The sequence below is a fragment of the Bartonella sp. AP11XZML genome, assembly GCF_042196445.1.
GTDB lineage: Bacteria > Pseudomonadota > Alphaproteobacteria > Rhizobiales > Rhizobiaceae > Bartonella.
On sequence record NZ_JBHIQF010000023.1, the window covers coordinates 12737 to 29244 of the forward strand.

At 38.9% G+C, this 16508-nt stretch carries 14 protein-coding genes and 1 pseudogene; 3 read left to right on the plus strand and 12 right to left on the minus strand.

Annotated features, from left to right (window positions below; genetic code table 11):
• Positions 1-842: 842 nt before the first annotated feature.
• The 10 genes from tolB to ACFIMG_RS02315 form a co-directional block, all read right to left on the minus strand.
• Positions 843-2168: a Tol-Pal system beta propeller repeat protein TolB gene (gene tolB / locus ACFIMG_RS02270; RefSeq protein ID WP_375678948.1), complete on the minus strand. Its 1326-nt coding sequence runs from the start codon at positions 2166-2168 to the stop codon at positions 843-845.
• A gap of 38 nt (positions 2169-2206) precedes the next feature.
• Positions 2207-3628, minus strand: a complete 1422-nt coding sequence (locus ACFIMG_RS02275) for a cell envelope biogenesis protein TolA (protein WP_375693560.1) — start codon at positions 3626-3628, stop codon at positions 2207-2209.
• A gap of 108 nt (positions 3629-3736) precedes the next feature.
• Positions 3737-4189, minus strand: a complete 453-nt coding sequence (gene tolR, locus ACFIMG_RS02280) for a protein TolR (RefSeq protein ID WP_375678950.1) — start codon at positions 4187-4189, stop codon at positions 3737-3739.
• A 15-nt stretch (positions 4190-4204) separates the two neighbouring features.
• Positions 4205-4918, minus strand: coding sequence for a protein TolQ (gene tolQ, locus ACFIMG_RS02285; RefSeq protein WP_375606538.1), 714 nt, complete (start codon positions 4916-4918; stop codon positions 4205-4207).
• A gap of 1715 nt (positions 4919-6633) precedes the next feature.
• On the minus strand, positions 6634-7074 hold the full coding sequence (gene ybgC / locus ACFIMG_RS02290; RefSeq protein ID WP_375611759.1) for a tol-pal system-associated acyl-CoA thioesterase: 441 nt from the start codon (positions 7072-7074) through the stop codon (positions 6634-6636).
• Positions 7075-7291: 217 nt separating this feature from the next.
• Positions 7292-8386, minus strand: a complete 1095-nt coding sequence (gene ruvB / locus ACFIMG_RS02295; protein ID WP_375613207.1) for a Holliday junction branch migration DNA helicase RuvB — start codon at positions 8384-8386, stop codon at positions 7292-7294.
• Positions 8387-8399: 13 nt separating this feature from the next.
• A complete protein-coding gene (gene ruvA / locus ACFIMG_RS02300) occupies positions 8400-9014 on the minus strand; it encodes a Holliday junction branch migration protein RuvA (protein WP_375678951.1) in 615 nt (204 codons plus the stop codon).
• Positions 9015-9027: 13 nt separating this feature from the next.
• Positions 9028-9543, minus strand: coding sequence for a crossover junction endodeoxyribonuclease RuvC (gene ruvC, locus ACFIMG_RS02305; protein WP_375678952.1), 516 nt, complete (start codon positions 9541-9543; stop codon positions 9028-9030).
• 1592 nt (positions 9544-11135) lie between these two features.
• Entirely contained in the window at positions 11136-11654 is a 519-nt protein-coding gene (locus ACFIMG_RS02310; protein WP_375627992.1) for a DUF1465 family protein, read from the minus strand.
• A 180-nt stretch (positions 11655-11834) separates the two neighbouring features.
• On the minus strand, positions 11835-12977 hold the full coding sequence (locus tag ACFIMG_RS02315; RefSeq protein ID WP_375678953.1) for an OpgC family protein: 1143 nt from the start codon (positions 12975-12977) through the stop codon (positions 11835-11837).
• Between the two features lie 365 nt (positions 12978-13342).
• Here ACFIMG_RS02315 and ACFIMG_RS02320 point away from each other — a divergent pair, with 365 nt between their 5' ends.
• The gene (locus ACFIMG_RS02320; RefSeq protein ID WP_375678954.1) at positions 13343-14005 is read left to right on the plus strand and encodes a thiamine phosphate synthase; all 663 of its coding nucleotides are present in this window, start codon (positions 13343-13345) and stop codon (positions 14003-14005) included.
• Between the two features lie 311 nt (positions 14006-14316).
• Positions 14317-15054 (plus strand): TIR domain-containing protein, encoded by a 738-nt coding sequence (locus ACFIMG_RS02325; protein WP_375678955.1) that lies wholly within the window; start codon positions 14317-14319, stop codon positions 15052-15054.
• A gap of 278 nt (positions 15055-15332) precedes the next feature.
• On the opposite strand, the pseudogene ACFIMG_RS02330 reads toward ACFIMG_RS02325, so the two are convergent.
• Positions 15333-15620: pseudogene (locus ACFIMG_RS02330) on the minus strand (type II toxin-antitoxin system RelE/ParE family toxin).
• Positions 15620-15808 (minus strand): antitoxin, encoded by a 189-nt coding sequence (locus ACFIMG_RS02335; protein WP_375678956.1) that lies wholly within the window; start codon positions 15806-15808, stop codon positions 15620-15622. The pseudogene ACFIMG_RS02330 and the gene ACFIMG_RS02335 overlap by 1 nt, the downstream one beginning before the upstream one ends.
• Positions 15809-16304: 496 nt before the next feature.
• Here ACFIMG_RS02335 and ACFIMG_RS02340 point away from each other — a divergent pair.
• A partial coding sequence (locus tag ACFIMG_RS02340; protein ID WP_375678957.1) for a helix-turn-helix domain-containing protein occupies positions 16305-16508 on the plus strand: 204 nt, incomplete at its 3' end.

The following is a 16508-nucleotide window of genomic DNA, read 5'->3' on the forward strand; positions in this document are numbered from 1 at the left end:
TTTTATCTTTTTGTTCTTTAAGATTAACCTCCTCTCTCCGCTCTCAAGTAATGAAATGATCTAGCCTCTAAACAATTAGGGGTTTCTTGACGTATTCCTATGACGAATCACTCATAAAATTCACTTGAAACTTAAGGCTCAACAAACATACACTCCCCTAAATATTCGCTACGCACTTAAAAAACACTTAGAATATATCAAGGAGGTTTATACGCCCTATATCCCCACACCTCAAAGGGCAGTGTTTTTACAACATCACAGAATAAAAATAAGCAAATGGAAAGCCAGAGCTGATTGTTTAGCAAAGTATTGTACAAAAAGCCGGTACATCTCTCTAATCCGTTGCGGATAAATTTTTGACTTTATGGCATTAACTTTATGGCATCGTATATTTCTAAAATAACGTCATTTATCTTAAAAATCTGTCCTTTTGCTCTTACCAATCAATCAAGATTCAGATCTAAAACAACCGCGTACTTGAATAAAACACATCAAAGAGCAACAGCCCCCCTGACAAGAGTCCCGACTCTTCACAAACAAAATCGAAGAGGAAGTTAAAAAAATATATATAGCGACACTTTGAATAAAAAGTTGAAATCTAAAGACCTCAGAATTTTCGACTCTATTTTTTCAAGGTCTTGTTTTGAATTTTTTTAAGCATTTTCCCCCAAGGAAATTCCATTATCGATCAACAACCGTAGATGATAGATGAAATCTACATAACTCCCCATACCCACTATAATCAATTCCTTCTTTTAAATAATTAAAGACAATTGAGATTGTTTAAACTTGAGACTGTGTAGACTATATTCCTTCTATATTCTGTTTTTAAGCATTTTGTTTTACTGTACATTGAGCAAAGGCGACCATGCTGGATCTGAAGCATCATTGGGGGTAGGGAGTTGTCGTTCATTGCGACCCGTAATATCAATCGTATAAATTTTTGGTCCCATACCGGGATTTTTGCGAAAGAACATCAGCACACGACCATTAGGGGCCCAAGTTGGTCCTTCATTGTGAAACCCCGTGGTTAAAATTCGTTCTCCTTGTCCATCAGGGCGCATAACTCCGATAGAAAATTGTCCGCTTAATTGTTTTGTAAAGGCGATATAGTCACCCCGTGGAGACCAAATAGGTGTTGAATAACTCCCATCGTTTGAAGAAATACGTTGAATATCACTCCCATCCGCATTCATTTTATAGATTTGCGGCTTTCCACTACGATCTGAAGAAAAGACAATTTGTTTTCCATCCGGTGAATAAGAAGCAGACGTATCAATAGCAGAAGTTGTTGTAAGTCGCGTCATCGTACGGGTTCGTAAATCCATAGTGTAAAGATTGGCACTCCCATCATTTTGTAACAAACTCATAATAACTTTTTGTCCATCAGAAGAAAAACGCGGCGCAATTGTCATGTTATTAAACGTTCCGATCAACTCTCTTTGCCCCATTTCAATTTGTTGGAGATAAACATGAGGTACTTGATTGTCCTCGTAAGCCATATAGGTCAATTCTTGTCTTTTTGGTGAAAACCGCGGTGTAAGCACCAATTCACTTCCATCAGACATATAAATCAAATTTGCTCCATCTTGATCCATCATTGCTAAACGTTTAATGCGTGCATTTTGAGGCCCTGTTTCATCGATAAAAACAATCCTTGTATCAAAATAACCACTTTCTCCTGTCATCTCACTATAAATCTCATCTGCAATCATATGTGCCACACGCCGCCAACGTTCTGTCGCGGTATAAAAACGCCGTCCTTTCAATTGTCTTTGTCCAAAAACATCCCATAAACGAAAATCGACCCTCAAACGTCCATCGATTTCTCTCATGATTTGCCCAGTAACTAAACCTTGCGCTTTTATTTTCTGCCAAGAAGCAAAATGCGGTTGTTTATTAGGATTAGAAATGTTTTCCAAAAAATTTGCTTTATCAAGCGGTAAAAAAAGCCCCGACCGTTCAAGATCAGCTGTCACCACAGCAGATATTTTCAACCCAATCGAATCATTGGAAATAAAGTCTGTAATTGCAATGGGAATGGGATTAAAATCAGCGCTTGAAATCGTCCCTTTCAATTGCGCATAAACCAATGAAATACTTGAAAGCCACAACCCACAAGTGACAATAAACCAAGCAAAAACTTTATGTCTCGTTATAGTCATCATGGAATGTGTCCTTTCGTTAAGCGCTTTTTTCTCGTTTATCATCTTATTTCTTGGAGGGGATCAACATTAAAGTCAAAACCTTGCCCCCATAGATCATATTGATCACGTGGGAGATCTGCATAAGGTTGGCATGAAAAGACAGCAGCATACACCTGCCTTATCATAATAGCTTGTTGACTCTCAAGGCCGCTTATGGGATCAATGATAGGATCACCCACAACCATCCCTTCACGGTCTAAATAAAATCGCAACCGCACGACCGGACGATTTTTTAAATCGCCGCCAAGCGCCACAAGTTTAAGCTTCTGTTGAATACATCCCCCCGCAATATTGACCAATGTTTGTGCCATTTTTGTGGTATCATTAATATTTTTTCTTGCACCCAAAGCTTCTGGTGTATGAGAACGTTTTGCTCCCCCTCCTTGTGACCGCGCACGATTGAGCAAATTATTTTCCTCCAGAGCTAAAATATCTTCAATAGTCTGTTTCTCTTGGTTTTTCTTGTTAAGCTTTGGCGTCTTTTGATTCAATGCAGCCTCATTCTTCTTTGGAAACTCTCCGTCAAACTTTGGTTTAAACTGTGGAAGAAGAGATTTTTCTGGAAGTACAATTTTAGGCGCTTGATGAACAATCTGCTCTGCTGGTACTTTTGGGACCGTTGGAGCCAATTCTTTTGGCGATATCATTTCTTCATTTTTGTGCGCAGGCTTGAGCGCAACCTTAGAGGCATCCTCCGGTGCCTCCAAAGGCATCTCAGGCGCAACCTTGGGCGCATCCTCCGGTGCCTCCAAAGGCGTCTCAGGCGCAACCTTGGGTGCATCCTCCAGTGCCTCCAAAGGCGTCTCAGGCGCAACCTTGGGTGCATCCTCCAGTGCCTCCAAAGGCATCTCAGGTGCAACCTTGGGCGCATCCTCCGGTGCCTCCAAAGGCATCTCAGGCGCAACCTTGGGCGCATCCTCCGGTGGTGCCTCCAAAAGCATCTCAGGCGCAACCTTGGGTGCATCCTCCAGTGCCTCCAAAGGCATCTCAGGTGCAACCTTGGGTGCATCCTCTGTTTTTGCTTCTAATAATTCTGGTTTTGTAAGTTCTGGTGCAAATGTTTCTGATGTGTTCTCGCTTGATGGTGGCGATGCTGTTTCAACGGGACGCAGCTTTTCCTTTGGTTGAAATGGTGCAAGACTATCTATTTGTCCCTCTCCAATATGGCGTGCATCTTCTTTCTCTTGTGGCTGCATAGTTGGTTTGACGGCAGGGATTGCACGGATAGGAGCCTTCACGGCTCCTTGTTGAGAGGAAAACTCGTCCACCAAAGGAGCAAGAGTGATGGGAATTGCTTCCAACGGTTGTGGTAAAGAGACAGAGTTTGTAAACTGAACGGCTCCCCAACTGAGAAAAATGACATGGACCACAAGGGATAAAGCCAAGCCTCGTTTCATACTATGATAAGAGTCTTTGTTCATTCTTTATGCCTTACTTATGCCTTACATTTTTTCATTTTTAATCACTCTACGCTCTTTTTAAAAACATCTTAAAAACAACCGGTTATGCACAATTTTATTACTTATTATTTATTGTGCTAAACTTGCTAACGCAACTTGAGAAAACCCCGCTTTTTGAATATCTGCCAGCAGTTTTAATACTTGCTGATATTCAACAGTTTTAGCAACCCGTACAAAAACCCGTTGATCTTTTTGTGTAGCATCTGCTTCCAGAAGAGTTTTCAGGTGTGCAATCAGGGCCTGTGACGTTTCATAATAATCTTGATTAATGGCAAAGCGCCCTTGCGCGTCAAGTGAAACCGTAAGAGGTGTTTTTTGAGCTCGTACGGGACCCGCTTGACTACGAGGCAAATCTAGAGGAACACCGTTCACTAAAAGGGGGGCAGAGACCATAAAAATAATCAACAAGACCAGCATGACATCCACAAAAGGAGTGACATTGATCTCACTCATCAGTTGGCTTCGTGAATGATGCCACCTACGTGTATTTTTGCGAGAAGAAGAAGCAACAAAAACGCCCATGGGATAAGATCCTTTTTATAAAGAGGAAGGTGCTGTGCGTGTTTCATCAATACGCCGCGATACAATTGTTGAAAATTCATCGGCAAAATTTTCTATTTGTGCAATGATGCGCGCACTTTCATGGGTCAACTTGTTATAAGCAATAACAGCTGGAATTGCTGCAAACAAACCAATCGCGGTTGCCAAAAGCGCTTCTGCAATCCCTGGCGCGACAATGGCAAGTGATGTATTTTGAGAAGCTGAAATAGAAAGAAAAGACTCCATAATACCAATAACTGTTCCAAAAAGTCCGATAAAAGGTCCCGCAGACCCCAGTGTCGCAAGAAAACTTAATTTTGATTCTATTTTTTCACTTTCACGTCCCAGCGTCAAATCCATAGCCTTATCAATTCTGCTCTGCAAACTTTTCGATGTATGGGTCCCTTTTTCAAGAGATTTTTTCCATTCAACCATTGCTGCCATAAAAACTGCGGATATACTATTGGTACGTTGACTTTTGCATGATGCATAAAGATCTTCTAGCGCTTTGCCAGACCAAAATGTGCGTTCAAACTGCTTTATTTCACGCCGTATTCTCCGATACGTAAAAATTTTATCAAAAATAATTGCCCAACTCCAGATAGAAGCGAGCAGCAACCCGATCATAACACCTTTCACGATCCAACTCGCTTGCATAAACAAATGCAACATTCCAATTGTTTCTGGATTCGTTAGTTCACCATGCGGCATAATTTTTGTCCCTCTAAATGAAAGATGCATTTTTTAAAATTTTATAAAACAGATTATTTTATATTTTCTAAATTTAGGTAAAGACTCTAGTCTCACATAAATCCATGCGCTAAAACAAGACTTGTTTCTTAAATTTCCTTAAAAAGTGATGACGAGAGACATCCCTCAATACACGCCCCCCATCATTTCACAACAGCATTTATGAAAAATATAACGATAAGGATTTCTCCATAAATGCTATAAAAATAAAAGATATAAAAATGCATGATATAAAATCTATTATGCACCACCATCTTTACGCTTATGAAAAGAACGCTAAATCATCATACGCGTTTTAAGCTTAAAATGCTGCAATAAGTCTTAGCACTTGAAAAGATTCATAAGAAGCATTTTATTCCTTTCTTAAGTGTTTTTGTACCCACTCATCAACCCCGCTTGTGATATGTAAGAAAATGTTTTTGATTAATTCGCGGCAATAGAGCTTGAAAAGAAAAAATTTTACAAGTTTCAGAATTATCTGAAAGTGACAACGCAATGAATTATCATTGTAAATAAATATGTTATAATCATAAAAGATGACGCTTTGCCTCAGGCTATTGTTTCTCTCATTTTCCATCGAATTGAATACGGAGTACACCATCGGGCACAAAAAACGATACTAAACCACCCTACCACACCTCACAACAATGCGCCTCACCCATGCACCCCTATTATAAGTCCTATATAATCTAGTGTAAGTCTCATGTAATCTCATTATGTTGTGAATTAGACCCTTTCAATGCCTATCATCTCTCTAGCACCATGGTATAATGTACAAGCTTCTGTGACATGAAAAAAGCCTTTTCACATCTTTACTTCATCAAAACCGGCTTCTACGCTCTCTTTGCTCACTTGCGATATTTGATCGTTATTGCATTGAGAATGATCCATAAGGAACATTTTTACAATTTTTTCAATGATTTTAATTGTTCTCTTATGATGTGTAAGCAAATGATTTTAATTGTTTCAACATGAACAGATTTGAAATGAAAGTATTTTATTCTCTTCCTCTATTAGGGTTTGTACCCGTGAGAAGTGATAATTTATCTTTCTAAGTCAATATATTATATAGAATAATATGCTTTTGAAACTTTAAATGCAAGAATGCATTTCTGCTTTATATACATTGATCTCTCACTCATTTACTACGCTTAGAAGCGCACATAAAGTGATGCATTATAGCACATAAAGTCATGCATGATGGATAGAAATGGATGAAACACGCGCTCTTATGATGCCAAATGACAATCCAGTAAAAAACAAATCAAATTGCTTAAAAACACCCTTTGGGTGTTTTTGAGACAATTTTCGACCTAATGGCTTAATTATCACTTTATTGCAATATTGCGCTGGGTATGTGCATTTTTATAAAAATAAATCTTAATCCATTTTTATTTTTTTTGTACTTTTCTGTTGTTTTCCGATGCCAACAAACCTTTCTTCAAAAGAAAGAAAAATATCTTGAGTTTATAGCAGAAAATGGATGAGGCGTGTTTAATTTTGTGGGATATCATCTTCAATTTATTGTAGTTATTGTAGCAGAGGTGCTTTCTTTTGCTGTATCGTGTAACCTTGTTAGAAAACATCTAGGCTATGATAAATGTATAGTCTTAGATTGTAGATTACTTTATATCTGCTGATCTCTCCTGAAACTGCTAATTCAATGAATAACACTTTTAACCAAGCATTTTTGCAAAAAGTTCTTTGGGTAAACGTCGCGGTTTTGCCTCCTCATTAATCAGAGCAATTTCAACTTTTGCTGTTACCAACGTGGTCATCTCATGCAAAATAGATTGCTCCATAAAAAAGCGTGCCCCTTGGATATGAGTAACACGTGTTTTAACGACTAAAAGATGATCAATTTTAGCGGGTCTTGAAAAATTAATTTCCATATGACGAACAACAAAAAATAGTTTTTCCCCCTCACCCCCTGCTGCTAACATCTTATTATTAAAACCGGTATCCCGTAAAAACTCTGAACGTCCTCGTTCAAAAAACTCAAGATAACGCGCATGATAAACTACACCGGAAAAATCTGTATCCGCAACATAAACGCGGACCTGAAAATTATGAAAAGCGTTTGTATGATTGCTCTTAAAAGGTGTTATTTCTGTCATCGACTTCATATCCCATAAAATCATCTAATATAGCAAATTATCTATCAATCAAAAGATTGAACACATTTTTGTGTTGAAGTTGTGAAAAGCAAAAGCAAAAAATCTTTAATAGTGCCAAACCTTTTTAGCCAGAATATGCTAAAAGAAGGCACGTCTCTTGTATTTTATGACCTTGCTATAAAATATTCACATAGTTTCTTTTAATAAAGAGAATGCCTTAGTCATCTTCCCCATCCCATAAAGATGTCTGAAGTGATGAATTGTCTTGAGCATCAGAAAGTTGAGAACGCCTTTGTATAGACGTTGTAGAGGCTGGAGCAGAAAGCCCTAAATGACTCCAAGCCTTTTCAGTTAGAATGCGTCCACGAGCGGTTCTTTGAATAAAACCTTGTTGGAGCAAATACGGTTCAACAATATCTTCAATGGCATCGCGTGGTTCTGATAAAGCAGCAGCAATTGTTTCAATCCCCACCGGTCCCCCTAAAAAAGTTTCCGCAATCAGGAGCAAGTAGCGGCGGTCAAGCGGATCAAGCCCAAGATGATCAACCTCAAGGCGCGAAAGGGCTTCATCGGCGATTTTTTGGTCAATTTGTTTTGCTTGTTTAACCAAAGCAAAATCACAAACGCGCCGTAAAAGCCGTCCGGCAATACGAGGGGTCCCCCGTGCTCTGCGTGCAATTTCATGAGCACCATCATCACTGATCTTAACGGCAAAAAGTCGTGCATTGCGCTGCACAATATATTCCAATTCTTCTATCGTATAAAAATTGAGACGAATTGGGATGCCAAAACGGTCTCGTAGAGGTGTGGTTAAAAGCCCCAAACGTGTGGTTGCCGCTACCAAAGTAAATTTAGCCAGATCAATTTTCACCGAGCGTGCGGCCGGCCCCTCCCCAATGATCAAATCAAGTTGATAATCTTCCATTGCTGGGTACAGAATTTCTTCAATCGCCGGATTTAAGCGATGAATTTCATCAATAAACAAGACATCACGTTCTTCGAGATTGGTCAAGAGAGCGGCTAAATCTCCTGCTTTAGCGATGACCGGCCCTGAAGTAGAGCGAAAATTAACGCCTAATTCTTTTGCCATAATCTGTGAAAGCGTTGTTTTTCCCAACCCCGGTGGCCCTACAAACAAAACGTGATCCAGCGCTTCTTGCCGCGTTTTTGCTGCTTCAATAAATATTTTTAAATTAGCCCGCGCCGCTTCTTGACCAATAAAGTCATCGAGAACTTGTGGCCTCAAGGAACGATCTGGATCGTTAGGAAGGGGGGCGGAACCCAGAAGGCGTTTATCTTCATCTTTATGCATTGTTACCTTGATTTTAAGTAGGAGAAGAAAGCAATTTGAGACTATGGCGGATCAGCAGGGCAGAAGAAACAGTTTCCCCCTCAAGAGCGTTCATCGCAAGAGCAAGAGCACGAGATGCATGCTCCCGTTCAAACCCTAGCTTCATCAACGCGGAAAGCGCGTCATGCGCAGGTTGATTGGTCATCTCACGCTGAGAAACCGAAACAGTCTTGACAGCTTGTTCAAAGGGGGGTGTTTTACTTTTCAGTTCACCCACAATTCTTTCACTGACTTTTTTACCAACGCCCGGCGCTCGACTAATCATCGCAACATCGTTTAAAGCAATAGCCTGTGCAAGTTCATCTGGCGATAAAGTACCCAAGATTGCCAAAGCAACCTTTGCCCCTACTCCAGGAACATTTTGTAGAAGACAAAACCACTCCTGTTCAGCTCTTGTAGCAAAACCAAAAAGGCGGATTGCGTCTTCCCGAACATGCGTTTCAATAAAAAGGCTTAACGCCTCCCCAACCGAGGGTAAAGAAGGACGCAGCCGATTTGACACAAAAACAACATACCCCACACCGTGAACATCAAGAAGGATATGATCATCAAAGATATGTTCAAGAGTGCCCTTTAATTTGCCAATCATGCTTCCACCCCACTCATATCGCCATCCTTGCCTGATAAGACCGGTCAATACTGTTACGGTGCATACTATGACAAAGAGCAAGAGCAAGAGCATCAGCCGCATCACTGCTATCAAATTCAGCCCGTGGGAGGAGAACTTTGACCATCATATGGATTTGTTCTTTAGCCCCATGTCCAACCCCAATAACTGATTTTTTCACTTTGTTGGGCGCATATTCAAAAACAGGAAGATTTGCTTGCGCAGGAACCAGTAGTGCAATTGCACGCGCTTGGCCAAGTTTTAAAGTTGCTGTAGCATCTTTGTTGACAAATACATGTTCTACAGCGGCTTCATGGGGCATAAATTGATGCACAACCTCTGAAAGACCTTTGTGGATCTGACATAGTCTGGAAGCCAGCTCACGCTGTACATCAGAAGAAACCGTCCCTGCTGCAATAAACTGAAGACGATTACCCGCAACATCGATAACGCCCCACCCTGTACGCCGTAATCCGGGATCAATGCCTATAATACGAATCGTCTCTGCCATAAACTACAGTCTATACACTTTTCCCCCCTGAGAATAAAGATGTGAATAAAGACAAGACCACAAAGAAAACAGCAACCCAAGACAAAACCAGTAAAAAGATAATCATATCCCCCAAATTTATACAATTATAACACGCAACGAACAGCATCTTTATGGAATACACTTTATGAAGCATAACTGAAATCAATCAAAACCATTCACACATCACAAGCAAGAATCCTGTCAAACAACCTTATAAAACATAAAATTTCCCTTTCTATGGTCATATCCAATGCCATAACGGTTAAACATCGCAAGCGAGCAAATAGATCAGTGCTGGATTGCACATTCATAATGTGTAAAGAGGCTATGCAATGGATGGTACACACTTTACGAAAACTTTTTACATTATAGCATGACGCCACCATAACAAGGCAACACGTTGATTTATAAAGATAATTAATTATTTTGTATATTGCATAAGAATCCCGAATATCCTAAGATTTTCTCATTACAAATCTGTTTATCTTGAATCAATCAAAACCATTCTCTTACATATGAAACGTGGGATTGCCGTATAGAGTAAAACTATACAAGAAAGGACTAAAAATGCCTCTAATGAATTGTCTCAAGTTCCAAAGGCTGTTGCAACATTGGGGACTGGCAAAGATGATGATAGTGCCGGCTTTTTCCTTTGCAAGCGTAAAAATGAGAGAGGCTCAACGAATGTGAATAAGAACTGAGAGGTGTTTTTGAATATACTCATCACACCACAATGACATTGCATAGAGAGGGACATTTCATAGAGAGGAACATGCATAGGGGCACAGGGAACCCATGGGGCATTCATTATATGGCACTTTATTTTGGATATTTTATTTTACGCGAGGGAAAATAACTTCCATTCAAAACAAGAGAAGCCCCAAAACTGCAACAATGTATATCATCCTCATTAACACACACTTTACAGCAGCTTTATAGGCATAAATTATAGAGCATAAATAAATTGATGTACAAGCCCCCTGCTCTATCTTAGAGCCAAAACAAAATCACACGATAGATCAACAGAAAGTGTTCTAGCTGCAATCAACAAAAGCCGATTTCCCACAAAGACCAACCATACTCCATCCCATGCCATAATTCGCAATCAATACCTATACCCTTCAGCTATAAGCTCAAGATATTTCCTACGCTCAAATAGAAATTAAGCAGAAAAAAGCACTCTAGATTAGTTTTAATTGTGAAATTTCGGTTGTAAAAAAAAATGGGTATACTGCTCTAAATATCGCAAGAAAGAAGCAAGGAGCTATTCTTCTCAGAACGCCCAAAAGCTGTTTTCAGTAATTCGATTTATTTTCCCACTGGATTATCATCGCTTAAACGTACAGCCGCCGCTTATTGACCAAAGCGCTTAAACTACAGCCGCATCTCTAAATGAAACAAAATGCACGCTTCTAAACGTAATGAATGAGAACAAATTGACGGAAATTTTCTGGCAATTCATGCCAATAAAAGGGAAATTTTCCAATATTGGTGTATGAAGTGACACTTTTACAATTTCTTTTTATTTGTTACGATGACATTTCCCCTTCGCACAAAGCAAGGGAGTACCTCTAAGAACGCCCAAAGGCTGTTTTGAGCAATTCGATTTGTTTTCCCACTGGATTATCATCTTCTAGAGCACAGGAGGCCGCAGTTTCCCACCCAGCACGCATATAGGTTATGCGCGCTTCTAAACGCAATGAATGAGAAACAAATTGGCGAAAAACTTCTGGCAATTCATGCCAATGCGGGGTTTCAAGTTCCAATGTCGGTGTATGAAGTGACACTTTTACAATTTCTTTTTTTATTTGTTCTGATGACATTTCCCCTTCACGCTCTGCGCGAAGAAGAAGGAGTTGAGAAGCGATTTGCATAAGTCGTGTACTTAAATACATAGCCTCTTTCGCATAGACTGCAGAAACCTCTGCCGAAAGAGAGCGTGCCACTAATTTCCCTTCTGAGTCAATATACGCTGCGGTTTTTTCAATCAGCGCCATTGTTTCTTCATAGAGACGATTAAAAGCATTTTCAAAAGCATTATGCTCAATCATGATAATAGGTTCATCATATGGACGTTTATGTACACTCACGCTTTTATACTCCAAGTATCAGCACAAAATCATACCCCTTAACGAATAGAGTATTAAAAAGTTTCTTTTGTTGCTGTATAGAACGCTTTTTTTTAAAACTGCTACCTCTTTTATTTTTTTTGCGCAACGCACTTTTTATACTAAGGTTAACGTGCCCAACAAACACTACAGGAATGTTTTTTATAAACGGATCATTTTCCTTGAAAACGACCACTGCCAAGATTGCCGTTTTTCACAATAATAAGCGACTCCAAATTGCAAAGCAATACCCGTTATTATTAAGAAGGTATCGGAAAAAACCGTTTCTGTCATCACTGTTTTTATAATTTGTCCAAACATCGCAAAAATGGTTCCCGTTACAAAGACCGGTAAACTATGTTTTCCTAAAATTGCTAAAGGATGTTTCTGAGAGACATAAAACCATTTATTGATGCGCGGCAAAGAAAGAATGAGAAAGGCTAATGCAAGAACATGGAGTAAACGTGGCAAGCTTAAAAAGGTTTTATTAAAGTTCAACAATGGGGAAGACCAGCCAAGCCACCCCAAAATGCCCCACCAGTTTAAGCGAACCCATAACAGCGCCAACAAGAGATAGGCTGCCGCACAAACAATCCAAAAAGACTGAAAAGCGATTGTTTTTCCTTGTTTAAGCGCTAAAGTACTGGTCAATCCTATGACGAATAAGAATTGCCAAGACAAAGGATTTAAAAACCACTTTCCCTTTAAAGGATAAGAAGGAGGAGCAATTTTATAAAATCCGCAGATAAGATACAGTGTAAAGGATCCCAAAAGCAGCCATTTTGTCTGCTTACAACTCAAATAAAGGATAAAAGGCGCAAAAAACATCAAAACGATATAAAGAGGAAGAATATTATTATATCCCAATTGATGTCCAAAGCTTAAGGTACTCAAAAATGCGATACCAGGCTCTTTAAAAAAGAGTCCTATATTGTTCATCGATAAAAGTTTTTCTGTTTTCCATAATAAAAAGGCAGCAAAAAAAAGACTTAACGTGACAAAAGTAGTAAAAAGATATGCACCATAGAGCTGCAGAGCTCTGTACCAAAGTTTTCGGATAATAAAAGCAAAGGATTTTTGCTGTAACCGTCCATGAAAGCTTAACCCAAGAGCAATCCCTGAAAGCAAAACAAACACTTCTGCACAATCAGAAAAACCGAAATTTCTATGAGTAAAAGACTCATAGATCGTTCTGGGAATATGGTTGATGAAAATCGTCAATAAGGCTAAAGAACGAAAAACATCAATACGTGTATCACGGCGAAAAGATTGAGTATTATGCTCACGAATACCTTGGTATTTCATCAGTGGACTCCCACACGTCACACCCCCCTTGAAGTCCCATAAAAATGGTGCTTACCCTTATTGCCAACAAGCATGAACAGGATGAAATTTTAATTTTTAAGTGTCAAGTTTCATTTTAAGCGTTTATTTTTTTAAAAGCAAAAGTTTTTTAAAGGCAAAAGAACGAAAAGCGTCCATACGTGTATCACAACAAAAAGGCGACATATTATGCTTAAAAACACTTTCATTTCTCATAAACAGGCTTCCACACACCCACAAATCCTTTAAATTACGTGAAAATGGTAGTCACTTTCATCGCAAATAAGCATAATAGAATGAAACTTTAATTTTTAAGCATTATTTTTTCTAAGAAACAGGGATTTGACATGACACAACAAAAAAATAAACCAATTGATCCACCTCTTTTCCCTCAGTTGATTTTAACACTTGATGTTCGGCGCAACACCCCACACACATTTTTGCAGCAAATTTTGCAAACAAAGTCTTTTGCATGCGTCATCCTCTATGATTCTGAAAAGTTGAAAGATGATAGCTCTTTTTTACAACAACAAGCGCAAACTTACGCAGAAGATATTCAACATCATGACGCAGCCCTTCTCATCGCTGATGACAGCCGCATTGCTGGGCGCATAAAGGCTGATGGATTGCACATAGAAGATGATCTTAACGCTCTTGAACGCTTCAAAAATCAGCAAAAGGAACAAAAAATTATAGGCTTTGGCAATTTACGCAATCGCCATAGTGCTATGCTTGCAGCGGAAACAGGTGTTGATTACCTGTTCTTTGGAAAACTCGGGGCTGATAAAAAACCCCAAGCGCACCCTCGCAATCTCCAGTTAGCAACATGGTGGGCAGAAATTATGCAAACCCCCGCCATTATCCAAGCAGGAAGCGATTTTTCAACCTTTGATGAAGCCTTAAAGACAGGATGTGAATTCATTGCTGTAGAAGAAGTGATTTTGGGGAACGACAACCCCTTAATACTGCTTAAAACAATGCAAGAAAAATGTGAGAAAACCCCCTTGTAATATAGGAGGAGAATTTATAAATAAAGCGTTAACTTTCGTGCTTCTTATATAGAGCACATAACGGCATATACAAATAGGAGAAAAATTCGTTTCGTTTATTCACAATTCAATCAGATCGCTTCATCCCGCAGTAAAATTTCCCATCATTTAGTCAAGTTTTCCCACGTTTCAATCAATTGAATGGAAGGTGACCGTCTCTTTTTGTGCATTGTATAAGAAAATGAAATCCTAAAGCTATTTAAATTCAAATAGTTATAAAAATAAATTAACATTTTATATTAATAACCAGCGATATTGAAAGAATATAAACAATGAAATATAGCGGAACCTTCGAAGACCTTAAAGATATAGTTAAAACAGCTGGATATAAAATCATAGAAACTAAGTCTCTATCACTTAATTCTTCTAAAGGATATCAGATCAAAACCTCCGAAGGAGGCGTTATTAATTGGTATGAAAGCACAAGAACAATCAACGTTCAAGGCAAAGAAAACATAAAACAAAAGTTAATAGAAGATTTAGCAAAGCATATAGAAGAAACATCAACGATTCCTTCCTCAAAAACTGCCCCCAATCCTTCAAATAAAAGAATTTTTATCGTTCATGGTCATGATTGTTATGCCTTAACGGAGCTTGAAAATGTTCTTCTCAAGCTTGGTCTCAAACCATACATCTTACAAAATACGAGTGGCAATGGTTTACCCATCATTCAAACTTTGAAAAAAGAAATTTGTGACAGTTCTATAAGTTTTGGTATTGTACTCCTCACGCATGATGACATGGGTTATGCTATATCTCAAGGTGCAGAAAAAATTCAACCCCGTGCACGACAAAACGTTATTTTCGAAATGGGCATGTTAGCTGCCGCGCTTCCTCTTGAGAGGATTGCTATTCTACAAAAAGAAGGCATTGAAATGCTTTCAGATGTTGGTGGAGTTTACTACCTTTCTTTTAAAGAACACGTAAAAGAAACATTTCCCAAACTTATAGAGCGCTTACAAGAAGCTGATTTCTCTTTTAATACAGATACAATTCATGCATTAAAGTAAATTTGAATAATGCTTATGTTTATTTTTTAAAGCGCACGCCTAAAACCACAAGGCACCCCGCCACATTCCACAAACACACACATATCCTATAGCCTCAAAGGAACGATCACCCCCCACTCTTATTCAAACAGCAAGCGATTGTGCAAATTTAAATGAAGGGACCGAAATTCATTATCGTAGAAGAAATCATTTTAGTGCCTTTGATAAATGCTGGGCTGTTGTCATAATTTTGGTAATTGTTCCAGAAAGGTTTAAGAGGCAGATAGCCTCTGATTAGATTAAAGAAAAATAGGAAATTCACGTCGGGCATGTACTACAGCTACAATTTCGATTTGATTTGCAGCTACTCGATACAATATAAGGTAATTTGGATGCGCTACAATTTCTCGTAATCCTAATACCTTCTCACTCTATCTGTATAAATATGGATGTTTAGCCAATGGCAGTACGGATGCTTCTAAAAACCTTTTCATTCGGCGCGCAGCGGATGGATTTTCGCGAGCAATGTACGTTAAAATCTGACGCAAATCGTCGCGCGCCGAAGACAACCAAACAATCGGAAGCATCAATTTTCCTGTTCAGCTTCAAGCTGACTGATTATAACTTCCATTTCAGCCATAACCTCATCATGCGGAATAGGAGGATATGGATTTGCAAAACTTCTCGCTACCTTACCGCGCAGCCATGCAGTGTAGCTGCTTTCCTGTTCAACGGTTTCGAACTCTGAAATTAGCGGAGAAAGGGTGGTCTTCATAAGATATGTCCTTTCTATCCCCGAATATTGAAGATAATTACTCTTGGTTATGTTGTCAACATTAGCGAATTGAAAATGTTTAACTTTTAAGCGTCCAAAGTTCTTTTGATCTTAAAACTTAAGGCTTTTTAACCCTCTCAAAAAACACGGATCTGATATCATGATTTTGGTAATTGTTCCAGAGAGGTTTAAGAGGCGAATAGCCTCTCATTAAAAAACAAATTTTGTAAGTAAAAAACTATTTTTATTGTAAATTTTCTGAAATTACTTTATGAATTAAAAGGTGTTTTGGTCGCATACGCAACGACCAAGAGGGTCTTGAAAGCCCGAAAATCTAAACATGAATTTACCCCACTTTGTGGGTATCCCGGAATTCCGGGAGTTTTTGCTATGTCCAGGTGCTATAAGCACTAAAAGCAAAAAAAGCTGATTAGATTTCAGTACTTTCAAGCTCCCGGAATACTCATGCGAGGGCGCTCGCAACCGGCGGGGAAAAATGCAATCTCAGAATCTTAATATTGATCTTTTCATTGGCAAAAAAATTCGTTTGAGACGAAAAATGCTAAAAATGTCTCAAAAAACATTGGGTCAACATTTAGGTGTTACTTTCCAACAAATCCAGAAATATGAAAACGGCTTAAATCGTGTCAGCGCAGGGCGTTTAATGGAAATTTCTGATATCTTGAATGTTCCCATTGCC